This is a genomic window from Streptomyces sp. NPDC090045, assembly GCF_044747975.1.
Classification (GTDB): Bacteria; Actinomycetota; Actinomycetes; order Streptomycetales; family Streptomycetaceae; genus Streptomyces.
Genome location: NZ_JBIVFA010000003.1, coordinates 201,286 through 215,777 on the forward strand (window position 1 = coordinate 201,286; position 14,492 = coordinate 215,777).

Sequence of the window (14,492 nt, forward strand, 5' to 3'; positions counted from 1 at the left end):
CATGCTGGTCGATGTCCGGAACGAGAGCCAGGGGCGTTGCGCCATCCGGACCGCTTCAGGCGCCGGTCACGGGGCCCGGTGGTCTTCCTGTTCGAAGGTCCGGAGCAGGTCCGCCGCCACGCTCACCGCGATCGTGGCGGGTTCCTTGCCGGTGATCCCGGCCACCCCGATCGGGGTCTTGATCCGGTCGATGGCGGCGTCGTCGTGTCCGCCCTCGGTGGCCAGGCGCCGGCGGAACCGCGCCCATTTGGCGGCCGAGCCGATCAGTCCGATCGAGCCGAGACCGGCCGTGCGCAGGGCGGTGTCGCACAGCGCGGCGTCCTCGGCGTGATCGTGGGTCATGATCAGGACGTGGGCGCCGGGCGGCAGCTCCCCGAGCACTTCCTCCGGCAGCAGCGGGGTGTGGTGCACGTGGACGTGCGCCACCGCATCCGCGAGCACGCCGAGCCGTTCGTCGGTGAGCATGTCGGGGCGGGTGTCGATCAGGTGCAGATCGAGCTCGTGGCGGGCCAGGATGCGCGCCAGTTCCAGTCCGACGTGACCGACCCCGAAGACCGCCACCGCCTGGACCACCGGGAGCGGTTCGAGCAGCACCGTGACGGCTCCGCCGCAGCACTGCACCCCGTGCCGGCCGGTGACCTTGTCGTTGAGGGCGAACTCCATCAGCTCCGGCTCCGGATCGGCCGCGCCGTTCAGCTCGCGCGCCCGGTCGATGGCGACGGCCTCGATGTTGCCGCCGCCGATCGAACCCCACGTCTCGGTCCGTCCCACGACGAGTTTGGCACCGGCCCGGCGGGGCGCGTGGCCGCGCACGGTCGCGACGGTCACGAGCACGCCGGGTTCCCGGCGTGCCCGCAACCGTGCGACCGCGGCCACCCAGCTCATGTCAGGCATGGCTCAAAGCGCTTGCGTCGGCGGGGACCTCGCTGCCGCCCGGGGCGTGACCGCCCTGCCGCACCCCGCCCGCGCGAGCCGCCTCGACCGCCCAGTACACCGCCTCGGGTGTCGCCGGGGAGGCGAGCTCCACGCTCACTCCGGCGGGCCCGAACTCCCCGGCCGCCTGCCTCAGCGCTTCCCGCACCGAGAACGCCAGCATCAGCGGAGGCTCGCCCACCGCCTTGGACCCGTAGACCGCGCCCTCCTCGGTGGCGTTCTCCAGCAGCCTGACGTGGAACTCCTCGGGCATCTCCGAGAAGCTCGGCAGCTTGTAGGTGCTCGCCGCCTGGGTCAGCAGCCGACCGCGGTTCGGTCCGTCGCCGGCGTCCCAGCGCAGGTCCTCGAGCGTCAGCCAGCCCGCGCCCTGCACGAAACCGCCCTCGACCTGACCGATGTCGATCATCGGGGAGAGGCTGTCGCCGACGTCGTGCACGATGTCCACCCGCCGGATCCGGTACGCGCCGGTGAAGCCGTCCACCTCCACCTCGGCCGCGGCGGCGCCGTAGGAGAAGTACTTGAACGGGGAGCCGTGGAAGGCCTTCGCGTCCCAGTGCAGCCCCTCGGTCCGGTAGAAGCCCGCCGCCGACAGCTGGACCCGCTGGAAGTACGCGGTGCGCACCAGGTCGTCCCAGGCGAGCTCCTTGTCGTTGCCGAGGACGCGCGCGACGCCCTCGACGATGCGCACGTCCGAGGCGTTCGCACCCAGCTGGGTGCCGGCCACCTGCAGCAGCCGCTCGCGGATCTGCTCGCAGGCGTTCTTCACCGCCGCGCCGTTGAGGTCCGCCCCGGCGCTGGCGGCGGTGGCGGAGGTGTTGGGCACCTTGTCCGTGCGGGTCGGGGCGAGCCGCACCTTGTGCAGCGGAATGCCCAGCGTGGTCGCGGCCACCTGCAGCATCTTGGTGTGCAGGCCCTGACCCATCTCGGTGCCGCCGTGGTTGATCAGGACCGAGCCGTCCTTGTAGACCAGCACCAGCGCGCCGGCCTGGTTGAAGGCGGTGAGGTTGAACGAGATGCCGAACTTGATGCCGGTGATCGCGAGCGCCCGCTTGGTGTGCGGGTGCGCGGCGTTGAAGGCCGCGATCTCGCGCTTGCGCTCGGCGACGGCGGCGTCGTCCCGGACCTGCTGCCAGACGACGGAGATCCGTTCGGGGTGGGCGACCGGCTGTCCGTACGGCGTCGCATGGCCCCGCCGGTAGAAATTGCGCTCGCGCAGCTCCATCGGGTCCAGGCCGAGCAACGGAGCGCACCGGCCCATGATGTCCTCGATCACCAGCATGCCCTGCGGTCCGCCGAAGCCGCGGAAGGCGGTGTTGGAGACCTTGTTGGTCTTGGCGATGCGACCGGTGACACGGGCGTTGGGGAGCCAGTAGGTGTTGTCGATGTGGCACAGTGCGCGCGCCACCACCGGCTCGGACAGGTCCAGGCTCCAGCCGCCGTCCGCGGTCAGGGTGGCGTCCAGGGCCTGGATGCGGCCCTCGGCGTCGAAGCCGATCTTCCACGCGGCATGGAAGCCGTGGCGCTTGCCGGACATGGTGAGGTCCTGGGTCCGGTTGAGCCGCACCCGCACCGGCCGGCCGGTCAGCCTGGCGCCGAGCGCGGCGATGGCCGCGAACCCGTGCGGCTGCATCTCCTTGCCGCCGAAGCCGCCCCCCATCCGCAGGCACTGCACGGTCACCTCGTGGCTGTGCAGGCCGAGCACGTGCGCGACGATCTCCTGCGTCTCCGAGGGGTGCTGGGTGCTGCTCTGGACGAACATCTGCCCGTTCTCGTCGACGTGGGCCAGCGCCGCGTGCGTCTCGAGGTAGAAGTGTTCCTGATCGGAGAACTGGAACTCGCCGGTGAACACGTGCGCGGAGTCGTCGAAACCGGCGTCCACGTCGCCGGTCAGCATCACGGGCCGGGCGCCGTGAAAACTCTCCGCCGCGATGGCCTCCTGCAGCGTGATCACGGAGGGCCGCTCGTCGAGTTCCACCTCGACGGCCGCCGCACCGAGCCGGGCCGCCTCCAGGGTCTCGGCGAGCACCCAGGCGACGGCGTGGCCGTGGAACATGACCTCGTCGGGGAAGAGCGGTTCGTCGTGCTTCATTCCGGCGTCGTTGACGCCGGGCACGTCGGCGACGGTCAGCACGCGGACCACGCCGGGCACGGCGAGCGCGGGCCCGGTGCGCAGCGCGGTGATCCTGCCGTGGGCCTTCATGACCTGGACCGGGTAGGCGTGCAGGACGTCCTTGGTGCGGTGGACCAGGTCGTCGGTGTAGAGCGCGGCACCGGTGACGTGCAGGTTGGCGCTCTCGTGCGGCATGGAAACCCCGACGACGGGCTTCTCGGGACGCTCGGACAAATGGCTCATGACGACACCGCCTCGGTGGTTCGCGCGTACAGCTTCAGCAGGCTCTGGCCGAGCATCGCGGTGCGGTAGCCGGCACTGGCGCGGTGATCGTCCATCGGCGTGCCCTGGGACCGCAGCACCCGGGCCGCGGCCGCGACGGTCTCGGCCGTCCACGGCTTGCCCTCCAGGGCCGCCTCGGTGGCGTGGGCGCGGATCGGGGTGGCGGCCACGCCGCCCAGGCCTATGCGTGCCTTGCGTACGGTCCCGCCCTCGATGTCGAGCGCGAAGGCGACCGCCACGCTGGAGATGTCGTCGAACCGCCGTTTGGCGATCTTGTGGAAGGCCGTGACGGGCGACAGCGGCAGCGGGATGCGCACCGCGCGGATCAGCTCCCCGGGACGGCGCACGCTCTGCCGGTAGCCGGTGAAGTAGTCGCAGAGGGGGACCTCGCGCTCGCCGTCGGCGTCGGCGAGCACCACCGACGCCTCCAGTGCGAGCAGCACCGGCGGGCTGTCACCGATGGGGGACCCGGTACCGAGGTTGCCGCCGAGGGTGGCGCTGTTGCGGATGAGCCGGGACGCGAACTGCGGGAAGAGCTCCGCCAGCAGCGGGACGCTGCCGTCGAGGCGGCGTTCGATCTCCGTGAGCGTCTGCGCCGCCCCGATCGTGATGCTGTCCGACTCGACGCGCAGTTCGCGCAGTTCGGGCAGCCGGTCGACCGCGACCACGCAATTCGCCCGGCGGGAGCGGATGTTCACCTCCACACCCCAGTCGGTGCTGCCGGCGACGACCACCGCGTCGGGCCGCTCGCGCAGCAGCCGCAGCGCGTCGGCGAGGCTGCTCGGCCGCAGGAACGCGCTGTCGTCCTGGGTGTATTCGGTGGCGACCGGTTCCGGCGGGGACTGCTCGCGGCGCTGCGCCAGGGGGTCGTCCTCGGTGGGCGTGCCGACGGCGAACGCGGCGTCGCGGATCGGGCGGTAGCCGGTGCAGCGGCACAGGTTGCCGCTCAGCGCGTGCAGATCGAATCCGTTCGGACCGTGCTCGGAGTCGGAGTCGGAGTCGGAGCGGGAGTCCGATCCGTCGGCCGGGCCCGGGTGCGCGCAGCGGTCGGGCCGGTAGTACTCGGAGGCCATGCTGCAGATGAATCCCGGTGTGCAGTAACCGCATTGGGAGCCGCCGCGGACGGCCATCTCCTCCTGTACGGGGTGCAGCACGGCCTGCGTGCCGGGTTCGCCGGCGGTGGCGAGGCCCTCGGAGGTGATGACCTCCTGACCGTCGAGCGCCGCGACCGGGACCAGGCAGGCGTTGACCGCCACCCAGTCCGTGGGCTTGTTCACCCCGGGACGGGCCACCAGGACCGAACAGGCGCCGCATTCCCCTTCGGCACAGCCCTCCTTGGTACCGGTGAGGCCGCGCTCGCGAAGATAATCCAGCACCGTGGTGTGGGGTGCGGCCGGGGAAATCGGTGCTTCTTTTCCGTTGACCGTGATCCGCGCCGCTACCATGGCACGTCCTCATTTCGGCGTGCGGTGGTTCTGACTGTCCTAATCGCCATTTCAGGAGCTTTCTCTTTCAGTGGCGCAGCTCGAAACCCGGAGCGCGGCACATCGGCACGCGACGGCGTGCCGTAAACGGTGAGAGAGAGGGAAAGGTGTCGGGGCCGCGAACGGGCACGCCGACAAGGGGCTGCTCAGCAGCCGTGTGCTACACGACCCGGAGCCCAGGCGATCTGGTGAGCGAGGCGAAGCAGTTCGGAGATGGTCGACATCCGGCTTCGCCTCCTTCCAGCAGCTCATGGGTGGGTGCGGTCGAAGTTACGTGGCCGCACGTTGATCGGTCAAGCGGATGTCGGTGGATTCCACGAAAGCCCGCCACTTCCTGCGGCGGGTATTCGTATGCGGAACCAGGCCGGCGCTATCGGTCGGGGAGCGGGGCCCGGGCGGTGAGGGCGAGGCCGGGCAGGGCCCGGGTGAGGGCGCCGAGGGCCTGGCCGGCGACCAGGCGGGTGTACTGGGCGCCGGGGCAGCGGACGCCGTGGGCTTCGTCGCGGGCGGCGGAGTGCATGAGGAGCAGCAGGCGGGCGCCTGCGGGAGGTCGGTGCCGGCGAGGGTGTTCGCGCCGCAGGTGCGCGTAGGTGTCGTGGAGGTCTCCGGCGGCGTGGCGGGCGATCGCGCCGGGGGAGTGGGCCGGCCATCCGGCGTGTGTGGTCGGGGTCGTCGTGGTCACGGGTTCCTCGGTGGTGGGGGAGAGCGGGCGGCCGGGTTGACCGGGTCAGGGCCGGCCGGCGGCGGGGTCGCGCAGCAGGCAGGCGAGGTAGTGGTGTCCTTCGCGTCGGCGTAAGCGGCGCCGAACTTCTCCGCGATCAGGCCGCGGTTGTCCTGGTAGATCCGGCCGTACGCAGCGCAGGTGGGGGCGATGTGCCCGGTCAGGTCGTGCACCTGCTCGAGGTCCAGCCCCGCGGCCCGGATCTGGTCCGGGACCTGCTCGTACGTCGGCAGGGGACAGAAGGCGAACGCCTCCCGGCACATGGCCAGCTCGGCGTCACCCTCGGCCAGCTCCCGGCCCTGCTGGCCCTCTACGAGCAGGACGGACTGACCCAGAGCGAGCTGGCCCGCCGTACCGGCGTCGAACAGCCGACCATGGCGGTCAACCTGCGCCGGATGGAACGCGACGGGCTCATCGCCCGCACTCCCGACCCCGGCGACGCCCGACGTGCCCTGGTCGGCCTCACACCCAAGGCGAAGTCGATCCGCGAACCCGTCCGGCAGCTGCGCGCGGGCATCGACGAGGACTCCCTGACCGGCTTCACCCCAGCCGAGCACGTCCAACTCCGCGACTTCCTCGCCCGCATCACCGGCAACCTCGACACCATGCTCAACGCCCGGCCGAAGGCCGACCCCACGGGAGGCTGACGCGTCCGAGGGCTTACGCGCTGCGGAACAGCGGCTTGCCCTCATGCAGTCGGCGGCAGACGCGCCGGTAGCTCGGTCGGCGGAGCTTGGGCGGCAGGCCCTTCCGGGCGCGCTTCGCGCCGCCGTCGTACACCTGCGGTACGAAGACGTCGCGGGCGGCCCGGAGCTGCGCCTTCGGCGGCTGGTAGGACTCCACCTCCACCTCCAGCTCACCCGTCGTGTAGGAGGCGGACGTGTCGTACAGCACCAGCGCCCGGGCGTGTACCGCGCCCTCCACCTCGAAGGTGTAGTCGTTGTAGTAGCCGTAGACGATGCCCTCCGCGCGCAGATCGCCCCCGACGTACACCGAACCCCAGGACACCAGGTCGCGCACCACCAGGTCGCCGAGCACCACCAGCATGCCGATGTCGTGGACGTAGTCGTCCACGAATCCGTGCACGATCAGGTCGCCGTCGACGACCAGGGCGATGTCGAGGGCCACGTCCTCCGGGACCACCAGGTCGCCCGCGTGGTACTGCCACGCGATGCCGGTGTCCCGGAGGTAGTCGGCCATGTTCGCCTGGGAGCCCAGCCGTTCGACCACCGCGGAGGTGTCGGCGAGCCGGTCGAACCGGGCCCGCCAAGAGGACATGATCAGCACGGGGTCTCCGTTCCGGCCCGGAGCGCCCGGACCTCCAGCAGCCAGCGGGCCTGCGCGGCGTCCGAGGGGTCCGCGCCCGCCGCGATGGCGGCGAGCACGGGCTCGGGAAGGGCGGGGTTCTTCAGCATGTCGTAGTGGCGCACGCCCGCCTCGGCCCAGGCCAGCAGGATCTCGACCGGGGTCGCCGGGTTCTTGGCGATGTCGTCGAGGAGGCCGCTGTCCTCGGCGCTGGCGGGGTCGAGGGCGAATGCGGCGAGCGCCTCCGGCGGGGTGTGCCGGTTGGCGACGGCGCGGCGCAGGTAGTAGATCGGGCTGCGGACCATGGCGGCGAGCACGTCTTCCGGGGGCTCGGTCTCCCGGGCCTCGTCGATCGCCGCGAAGCTCTCGATTTCCGCCGTGCCCGACACGGTGCCCGCGCAGTACGTCAGCCCGAACTCGACCATCAGGTCCGCCGGCCAGTTCGGCTGGTGCATCGCGTTCCCGTGGTGGAAGTACGGCCACAGTTCCCGTGCGTGCAGTGCGCGCAGTGACTCGGGCGGGGTGGCGGGGTGTTCCAGTGCCGCGTACGCGAGGCGCTGGACTTCCTCCTCCTGCCCGGGGGCGAGGCTCCGGCCGTCACCGAACGAGTGCGTGAGCGTGTCGACGAGCCGGGCCAGCGTCTCGGGCGGCGCCGTCTCGTTCTGGCTGATCGCGACGAGCACGGGCAGGCTCGGGTCGCCGGCCAGTTCGTTGAGCTGCGGGACGGGGGTGAAGGGGTTGCCCGCGGCTGCGGCCCGGACGCCCGGTTCGGGATCGGCCGCGAGCCGGGCCAGTACGGCCGGGGTGTGGTTGTGGTACTGCTGGGCGGTCAGCTCCCGGACGCGGGTGTCCGGGTCCCGCGCCAAGGCGTCGAGCCACGGCGCGAGTTCCTGTGCCGCGCGCTTGCCGACGGCGGTACGGCGCACCGCCGGGTCCGGATCGGTGAGGTCCGCGTCGCCGGCGTGGCCGAGCACGGCCACCACCCGGCGCACGCGCGCGTCAGGGTCGGTGGCCAGGGCCCGCAGGTGTTCCGGCCGGGCGTCGACCCGCCGGACCAGGGCCAGGCGGACCTCGTCGGAGGGGTCGGCGACCAGCGATGCGGCCAGCTTGCGCGGAAGACGCTCGCGTCCGGCCAGGGCCCGGCGCACCGCCGGCGATCCGTCCCGGGCCAGCGCCTTCAGCGCCGCCTTGGGCGTGGCACGGTGCACCGCCGCCACCCGGCGCACGGACTCCTCCGGGTGGGCGGCGAACCAGGCCAGCCGCTCGGCCGAGGTGGCCGGATGGGCGGCGAGCGCACGCAGCACCCCGAACCAGTCCGGTCCGCCCGCGACCGCCCGGACGGCCACCTCCTCGGCCAGCTCGGCCGGCAGTCCTCTGCGGGACGCCACGATCCGGGCGGTCCCGGGACCCTGCGCCGCCAGCTCCCGCAGCCGCGACGGCGGTGTGGCCGGGCGCCACGCCTCGGCGACGTCGTCGATGTCCATGCGCACCCCTCCTCGACGCGCCGCCCCGGGTGGGGCGGCCGGGCCGGGCACCGTACTGCCCCGGGCGCGACCGGGAGCCGCATCCGGGGACGGTGACGAGGTGACCGGCCTGGGGTGATCCTGGCACGGGGCTCTGACAGTGCCCCGCCCGGCGGTACTGCCGCTGCTGCCGGCCCGGCAGCAGCGGCGCAGCGCCGTGTCAGCCCTCGGTGTCGGGGATCCAGGAGCCGTGGAGTCCGGCGGTCACCCGGTGGGGCAGGTGGACGGTGGCGACCCGTTCCAGGCCCGAGGCGTCGAGGACCAGCAGCTGCGAGGCGTCCTGCTTGAGGTCGGACACCACGGTCAGGAGGTAGCCGTCGTCCTCGTTGGCGGCCCCGGCCGCGGGGACGAAGACCGCTTCGCCGGGCATCCGGGCGTCGCCGACCTTGTGGATGCGGCGGGCCCCGGTGGTGCGGTCGTACTTGACGACGCCGTAGCCTCCGAAGCCGTTCTCGTCGGGGAAGGCGATGGCGTACTGGTAGCGGTTCTCGGCGCCCAGGTACTCCTCGTTGAGGGTGGGGAACTCCACCGCGAGGTCGTCGATGATCTGCTCGTCGACGGTACCGGAGACCATGTCGACCACCCAGCGGCGCGTGTAGGAGCGGGAGACGGGCTCGGTACCCCGCCCGGGAGCGCCGATCCACCAGTTCCAGGACAGCCGGAAGCCCTCGCGGTCCACGGTGGGGCCCTCCAGGACGATGCGGCCCTGGCTGTCCTCGTAGGCGTTGGAGACGTGGAGCATGTTGCCCGGCTCGATGGAGAACCAGCGGACGCGGCCGGCGCCGTCGTTGCCGCGCGGCATCACGCCGATGCGCGAGAGCTGCTGGTCGCTCCAGCTGTACGGGATGCCGGAGTGCTCGGCCGGGTCGAAGGTGACGTTGCCCTCGACGAAGACCACGTGGTTCCGGGTGAGGGCGAAGTCGTGCTTGAGGGAGGCGGTCGCTCCCGGGACCTCGGCGCTGTCGACGATCTCGCCCTTGGCGTCGGCGACGTAGTACGTCAGGAACGGCGGGAACGGCGAGGACCCGAAGAAGTGCAGCTCCCCCGTGACCGGGTCCTCCTTGGGGTGCGCGGTCATCGCGGTGCGCAGCTTGCCGCGGAAGTCGTGGGCTCCGATCGTCTCCAGCTCCGGGGTGAGTTCGAAGGGGAGGTTCGCCTCGCACAGGGCGAGGAGCCGTCCGGCGTGCTCGATGATGTGGGTGCCGGCGGCGCTGGCCGTCAGGTCGGGGCCCTTCTCCGTCATGTACGGGGCCCCGTCCAGAGCGGGGGTCCGCACCCAGCGGTTGCGGTACCACTCGGCGCGGCCGTCACGCAGCTGGATGCCGTGGACCATGCCACTGCCCTTGAACCAGTGGGTCGGGGTGACGCCGGGCTTGGGGTTGTGGCTGTTGCGGAGCAGCCGGCCGGTCAGCTCGGCGGGCAGGGTGCCCTCCACGGTGAGGTCGGTCGCGGTGACCTCCTCGGCGATGGGCGTGAAGTGGCCGCTCAGGTAGGGCTTGTCTGCAGTCATGGCTGGAAACCTCTTTCGGTGGATGTGATGAAGGGTCAGGCGGGGTGTTCGGCACGCGACTTGAGGTGGGAGAGCCAGTTCTCCAGGGAGTCGTGGAGTGCCTTCGTGAGCTGGTCGGCTGCGGCCTCCACGGGGGCGCCGCTCCAGGACTCCTCGGTGCGGACGGTGACGTGGTCGCCGCTCTGCTCGAAGGTCCATACGTGGATGCCGGTGATGCCGTCGGCCGGGCCGCCCCACACGATCCGCTCGCCGGGCACCAGTTCGTGCACGGTGGAGGTGATGTCCAGGCCGTGGGTCCGCCAGCCGAAGGAACGGCCGGGCAGCAGCGGGCCGTCGAGCTCGGCCTGGTCGATGTCCGGGTTCCAGGTGGGCCAGGCCGCGATGTCGGTGTGCAGGGCCCACACCGTGGTGAGCGGAGCGTCGATCGTGGTGCTCAAACGGACGATGGCGGGGGCGGTTTCGTCGATGGTGACCATGGCTGTGCTTCCTGTCGTGATGCGGAGGTGGCGGTGCTGCGGCCGATCCGTCGGATCAGCCGACGTGAGAGGGACGGGCGGAGGTCTGCGGGTCCGGGGCCGGGCGGGTGGAGGGGGTCGCGGTGTCCGGGCCGGCGCGGCGGGCGAGGAAGAGGGCGAGCAGCGCGGTGGCGGCCATGACCGAGGCCGAGACCGCGAAGGCGGTGCGGTAGCCGGCGGTGAGCGCCTCCAGTCGCGGCTGGTGGACGGCGGCGTGTGCGGTGACGGAACCGGCCAGGGTCGCCAGGGCGGCGAGGCCGATCGCACCTCCGACCTGCCGGGTGGTGTTCACCAGGCCGCCCGCCAGCCCCGCGTCCTGGGGCGGGACACCCTCCACGGAGAGCGAAGTGAGCTGGACGAAGGCGATGCTCAGGCCCAGGCCGACCAGGATGCTCGGACCGAGCACGTCCGTGGCGTAGCCGCCGTGGGCGCTGATCCGGGACAGCCACAGCAGGCCGGCGGCCTCGGTGAACAGGGCCGCGGTCAGTGTCGTGGTGGCGCCGATGCGCCGGGAGATCCGGGGTGCCAGCGCCGCGCCGAGCATGTTGGCCGCGGCGAGGGGGAGCTGGCCGGCTCCGGTGGCCAGCGGGCTGGAGCCGAGGACCTGTTGCTGGTAGAGCGGCAGGAAGAAGAACAGCGCGATCCACACGGATCCCAGCAGTGCCATCAGCAGGTTGCCGGCGGCGACCCGGCCGGTCGTGAACAGGCGCGGCGGCAGCAGTGCGTCCGGCCGCCGGAGCTCGATCACGGCGAAGGCCGCGAGCAGTACGGCGGCGCCGGCGAGCGAGCCGAGCACCCGGGCGTCCGTCCAGCCGGCGCCGCGTGCCGTGGTCAGTCCCCAGACCAGGCAGGTCAGGGCCACGGTGACGACGACGGTACCCAGCAGGTCGAACCGTCCGGCCACCCGCCCGGCCGTCCGAGGCACGAGCACCACCACGGCGAGCGCGACCAGTGCCGTCCCGAGCGCCACGGAATGGAAGATCCAGGGCCAGCCCCACGCCTGGGTCAGCACACCGCCCAGCAGGACGCCGCCCGCCCCTCCCGCACCGGAGACCGCGCCCCACACGCCCAGGACCCTGCCCCGCCCGGGGCCGGGCGGGAACAGGCCCATCGCCAGGGCGAGCGCGGCCGGGGCGATGGCCGCGGCCCCCAGGCCCTGAACGGCACGCGCCGCGATCAGCACGCTCGCGGAGCCGGCCAGTCCCGCCGTCAGCGAGGCCGCGGCGAACACCGCGAGACCGAGGACCAGCACCCTGCGGCGCCCGAGGAGATCGGCCGCCCGGCCGCCCGCCAGGAGCAGAGCCCCGAACGCCAGGCCGTAGGCGTTGACCACCCAGGTGGTGCCGCCGTCCGACAGACCCACACCGGCGCCGATCTGCGGAAGCGCCACGTTCACGATCGACGTGGCGAGCATGACCGTGAACTGGGCTGCGGCGAGGGCCGCGAGCGCGGCTCCCGCCCGAGGTGCGGGAGGCGCCGGGGCCGTCCGTGTGCGGGGGAGGTTCATGCCGCACAGACTCGTGCGGGCCGGTGTCCACTTTCCAGGCCGGGAGCAGGCGGGGACTGTCCAGTCCTGTCCGCACCTGCCCAACTGCCCGAGCAGCCGTGCGGGTTCCGGCTACGGAGCCTTGCCCGGGCCGTCGAGTTCCCACTGCCACAGGGCCTCGCACAGCAGGTCGAGGCCCTGGCGCAGGTGGCGCCGGTAGGTGCCGTACGGAAGCCCGAGACGGCGGGCCGCGGCTTCCTGCGTGGGCGCACCGGAGAAGTAGCCCGCCGTCAGGGCGTCGCGGGCCCGCACTCCGCGCGGGTCCTGGGCGAGGTCGTCGACGGCCCCGCGTACGAGGGTGCGCAACTCCTCGACGGGTTCGGCGAGGTCGGCCGCGAGGCGGGAGCGCATCAGCGCACCGGCGGCGAAGGAACCCGGGTCGCGCCAGTGCGTCAGAGCCTCCCGCACGGCCTGGTCGAACGCGGCGCGCGACACGGGCGGCGGCCCCGCCCGGACCGGCACCTCGGTGGCCGATATGAAGCGGCGGAGCCAGGCCTCCACGGACTCCTGGCGCCAGTCGACGCAGAACAGCCCGTAGGTGTGCGCACCGACCCGCGGTCGCGCCCCCGTGTCGCCGAGCGTGCCCTGGACGCGCTCGGCCCAGGTCTCGGCGTCCTGGAAGACGGCGAAGCCGTAGGCGCGGCCGCGGGCACGGGCCGATTCCGCCTGGGCGCGGGAACTGCTCAGGTCGATGACGCGCGAGGGGACCTGGTAGCGCTCCGGGTAGATCGAGAAGCGGCTGATGCCGATGTGTTCGCCGGGGCTCACCGGAGCGGTGCCGTCGGTGTGCGCCCACGCCGCGGCGACGACGGGATCGGTGGCCAGGTCCTCGGGATCGGGAGGGGCCGGCAGGGCGAGCCGGGCCGTGAAAGCCACGATGCGGCCCGTGCTCACGAGGCGGTAGACACTGAAGGCCTGCGGCTGGCGCTGCGCCCAGTAGCGGACCAGTTCCGCGGAGGCCGCCCCCTCGGTCTCCGCCGCCATGCGCAGGACGACGGCCATGTCGCCCGGGTGCAGCGGGCGGTCGTGCACCTCCTCCTCGCGGGACCAGGTGCGCAGCCGCGCCAGGGTCTCGCCCTCCCGGAAGAGGTAGAAGAGCTCGTCGGTGACGGTCCACACCCGCTCCTCGGGTGCCTCGCGCAGGACGCGCAGGTACTCCTCCGCCATGCGCCGGCGCATCGTCGCGAAGGCGGTGGGTGCCCGCCAGCGCAGGTCGGCGGCCAGGGTCTCGCGCGCTGCGTCGTGGGGGTGGAGCCCACGGTGCGTGGACTCCATGAACGGCAGGTCCCGCAGCCAGGAGAAGAGGAGGTGGGCGTCCTCCTCGGGCAGCACCGCGGAGAGGAGCTCCTCGGAGGTCGCGTACGCCTGTGCCGCCACCTCCAGGGCGCGGCGGTGAGCGGCCGTGGGCACCTCGCCGATCAGCCCCGCCAGCAGGGTGCGCAGAACGTCCGCCGAGGGGGCCCAGATCGCCTCCCCTCCGAAGCCCGTCGATCCTGCGGCCGCCGCCAGCGACAGGGCCAGGGGGTTGCCTCCGGCGAAGCGGAGCACCCGGTCGGCCAGCTCCGGCCGCAGCTGCGCCGCGGTCAGCAGGTTCCGTGCCTGGTCCTCGGAGAACGGTTCCAGCTCGGTCACGTGCAGGAGGCCGGCCCAGGCGGGGTCGGCGGTCCACTGCGGCTGCGGGGCGAGCCGACCGGCCAGGACGACCAGGGTGCTGTCCGCGGCGCGGGGCAGGAAGTGGTGCCACAGCCAGCTCTCCAGCCACTGGCAGTGCTCGAAGGAGTCCACGACCAGGACCGTGCCCGGAACGTCGAGGAAGGGGCCGGCCGCGCGCTCGAAATCGGCCGGGTCCCGGCTGACGAAGCGGCCGTCGAGCTCGACGAGCAGCCGGCCCGCCGTCCGGGCGTGGTCCGCCAGGCGACGCAGCAGCGTCGACTTCCCGATGCCGCCCGGCCCGTACACGTAGAACGCGAACGGCGCCTGCGGATCACCGGCCAAAGCCTCCCCGAATCGTACGAGTTGCTCGTCCCGGCCGATGAAGGCCCGGACGCGGGCGGTGCTCAGTCTCTCTCCCACGGACACCATGACGGCTCCCTCTCCTCCTTGTCCCCGAGCCGGCCCGTTCCGGCCGGTCTGTCTCACGCCGCCCGGTGTCACCGGACGAGTCCCAGGTCCTCGTCCTCGGAGTGGCCGGTGATCAGGAGAGTGGTCTCCTCCACGCACTGGAAGCGGCCGTCGGCGGCGAATCGGGCGAAGAGGTACACCTCGGTGCGGGAAGTACGGCCGTTGTGCTGGGTGAGGGTGACGGTGTGGCGATCGGCGTAGCGCAGGCCGTCGCGGAGTTCGTCGTGGACCTCGACGTGCCCGCTGCGGATCAGGGAGCGGAGCCGCGTCATGTGCTGGACGAAGCCGTCCCGGTCGCTCCAGACACCGTTGGTGCGCTGGCGGTAGTCGGGGGCGAAGTGCCGGTCGACGGCTTCGTCGAGGCCGAGGCCCGGGGTGAACAGCAGGTCGTTGATGGCTCGGGTGATGTCGGTCGGTGTCATCGCTGTCTTCTTCGTGTGAG

At 72.5% G+C, this 14,492-nt stretch carries 13 protein-coding genes; 1 reads left to right on the top strand and 12 read right to left on the bottom strand.

Annotation, left to right across the window (positions count from 1 at the left end; genetic code table 11):
* Positions 1–66: 66 nt before the first annotated feature.
* The 5 genes from xdhC to ACIPYQ_RS09905 form a co-directional block, all read right to left on the bottom strand.
* Entirely contained in the window at positions 67–885 is an 819-nt protein-coding gene (gene xdhC, locus ACIPYQ_RS09885; protein ID WP_401249327.1) for a xanthine dehydrogenase accessory protein XdhC, read from the bottom strand.
* Position 886: 1 nt separating this feature from the next.
* Complete coding sequence (xdhB, locus tag ACIPYQ_RS09890; RefSeq protein WP_401248179.1) at positions 887–3,286, bottom strand: xanthine dehydrogenase molybdopterin binding subunit; 2,400 nt, start codon at positions 3,284–3,286, stop codon at positions 887–889.
* The gene (locus ACIPYQ_RS09895; protein WP_401248181.1) at positions 3,283–4,770 is read right to left on the bottom strand and encodes a xanthine dehydrogenase small subunit; all 1,488 of its coding nucleotides are present in this window, start codon (positions 4,768–4,770) and stop codon (positions 3,283–3,285) included. The genes xdhB and ACIPYQ_RS09895 overlap by 4 nt, the downstream gene beginning before the upstream one ends.
* A gap of 409 nt (positions 4,771–5,179) precedes the next feature.
* On the bottom strand, positions 5,180–5,491 hold the full coding sequence (locus ACIPYQ_RS09900) for a hypothetical protein (RefSeq protein ID WP_401248184.1): 312 nt from the start codon (positions 5,489–5,491) through the stop codon (positions 5,180–5,182).
* The gene (locus ACIPYQ_RS09905; RefSeq protein WP_401248187.1) at positions 5,488–5,703 is read right to left on the bottom strand and encodes a hypothetical protein; all 216 of its coding nucleotides are present in this window, start codon (positions 5,701–5,703) and stop codon (positions 5,488–5,490) included. The genes ACIPYQ_RS09900 and ACIPYQ_RS09905 overlap by 4 nt, the downstream gene beginning before the upstream one ends.
* Between ACIPYQ_RS09905 and ACIPYQ_RS09910 the strand changes: the two genes are divergently transcribed.
* On the top strand, positions 5,698–6,177 hold the full coding sequence (locus tag ACIPYQ_RS09910; protein WP_401248190.1) for a MarR family winged helix-turn-helix transcriptional regulator: 480 nt from the start codon (positions 5,698–5,700) through the stop codon (positions 6,175–6,177). The two genes, ACIPYQ_RS09905 and ACIPYQ_RS09910, sit on opposite strands and share 6 nt — an antisense overlap.
* 13 nt (positions 6,178–6,190) lie before the next feature.
* Here ACIPYQ_RS09910 and ACIPYQ_RS09915 read toward each other — a convergent pair whose 3' ends face one another.
* The 7 genes from ACIPYQ_RS09915 to ACIPYQ_RS09945 all read right to left on the bottom strand — a co-directional run bounded on the left by ACIPYQ_RS09915 (position 6,191) and on the right by ACIPYQ_RS09945 (position 14,472).
* Positions 6,191–6,808, bottom strand: coding sequence for a hypothetical protein (locus tag ACIPYQ_RS09915; RefSeq protein ID WP_401248192.1), 618 nt, complete (start codon positions 6,806–6,808; stop codon positions 6,191–6,193).
* 2 nt (positions 6,809–6,810) lie between these two features.
* Positions 6,811–8,319, bottom strand: coding sequence for a hypothetical protein (locus ACIPYQ_RS09920; protein WP_401248195.1), 1,509 nt, complete (start codon positions 8,317–8,319; stop codon positions 6,811–6,813).
* A 199-nt stretch (positions 8,320–8,518) separates the two neighbouring features.
* Positions 8,519–9,868, bottom strand: a complete 1,350-nt coding sequence (locus tag ACIPYQ_RS09925) for a carotenoid oxygenase family protein (RefSeq protein ID WP_401248198.1) — start codon at positions 9,866–9,868, stop codon at positions 8,519–8,521.
* Between the two features lie 35 nt (positions 9,869–9,903).
* Positions 9,904–10,344: an SRPBCC family protein gene (locus tag ACIPYQ_RS09930; protein ID WP_401248201.1), complete on the bottom strand. Its 441-nt coding sequence runs from the start codon at positions 10,342–10,344 to the stop codon at positions 9,904–9,906.
* 55 nt (positions 10,345–10,399) lie between these two features.
* Positions 10,400–11,890, bottom strand: coding sequence for an MFS transporter (locus ACIPYQ_RS09935; protein WP_401248204.1), 1,491 nt, complete (start codon positions 11,888–11,890; stop codon positions 10,400–10,402).
* A gap of 111 nt (positions 11,891–12,001) precedes the next feature.
* Positions 12,002–14,011, bottom strand: a complete 2,010-nt coding sequence (locus tag ACIPYQ_RS09940) for an ATP-binding protein (RefSeq protein ID WP_401248207.1) — start codon at positions 14,009–14,011, stop codon at positions 12,002–12,004.
* Between the two features lie 68 nt (positions 14,012–14,079).
* Entirely contained in the window at positions 14,080–14,472 is a 393-nt protein-coding gene (locus tag ACIPYQ_RS09945) for a nuclear transport factor 2 family protein (RefSeq protein ID WP_401248210.1), read from the bottom strand.
* Between the last annotated feature and the right edge of the window lie 20 nt (positions 14,473–14,492).

What these genes read in the sequence shown, in the direction of transcription:
- xdhC (WP_401249327.1), bottom strand. Translation starts at nt 885, where the DNA reads ATGAGCTGGGTGGCCGCGGTCGCACGGTTGCGGGCACGCCGGGAACCC.
- xdhB (WP_401248179.1), bottom strand. Translation starts at nt 3,286, where the DNA reads ATGAGCCATTTGTCCGAGCGTCCCGAGAAGCCCGTCGTCGGGGTTTCC.
- ACIPYQ_RS09920 (WP_401248195.1), bottom strand. Translation starts at nt 8,319, where the DNA reads ATGGACATCGACGACGTCGCCGAGGCGTGGCGCCCGGCCACACCGCCG.
- ACIPYQ_RS09930 (WP_401248201.1), bottom strand. Translation starts at nt 10,344, where the DNA reads ATGGTCACCATCGACGAAACCGCCCCCGCCATCGTCCGTTTGAGCACC.
- ACIPYQ_RS09945 (WP_401248210.1), bottom strand. Translation starts at nt 14,472, where the DNA reads ATGACACCGACCGACATCACCCGAGCCATCAACGACCTGCTGTTCACC.
- ACIPYQ_RS09925 (WP_401248198.1), bottom strand. Translation starts at nt 9,868, where the DNA reads ATGACTGCAGACAAGCCCTACCTGAGCGGCCACTTCACGCCCATCGCC.
- ACIPYQ_RS09940 (WP_401248207.1), bottom strand. Translation starts at nt 14,011, where the DNA reads ATGGTGTCCGTGGGAGAGAGACTGAGCACCGCCCGCGTCCGGGCCTTC.
- ACIPYQ_RS09915 (WP_401248192.1), bottom strand. Translation starts at nt 6,808, where the DNA reads ATGTCCTCTTGGCGGGCCCGGTTCGACCGGCTCGCCGACACCTCCGCG.
- ACIPYQ_RS09895 (WP_401248181.1), bottom strand. Translation starts at nt 4,770, where the DNA reads ATGGTAGCGGCGCGGATCACGGTCAACGGAAAAGAAGCACCGATTTCC.
- ACIPYQ_RS09935 (WP_401248204.1), bottom strand. Translation starts at nt 11,890, where the DNA reads ATGAACCTCCCCCGCACACGGACGGCCCCGGCGCCTCCCGCACCTCGG.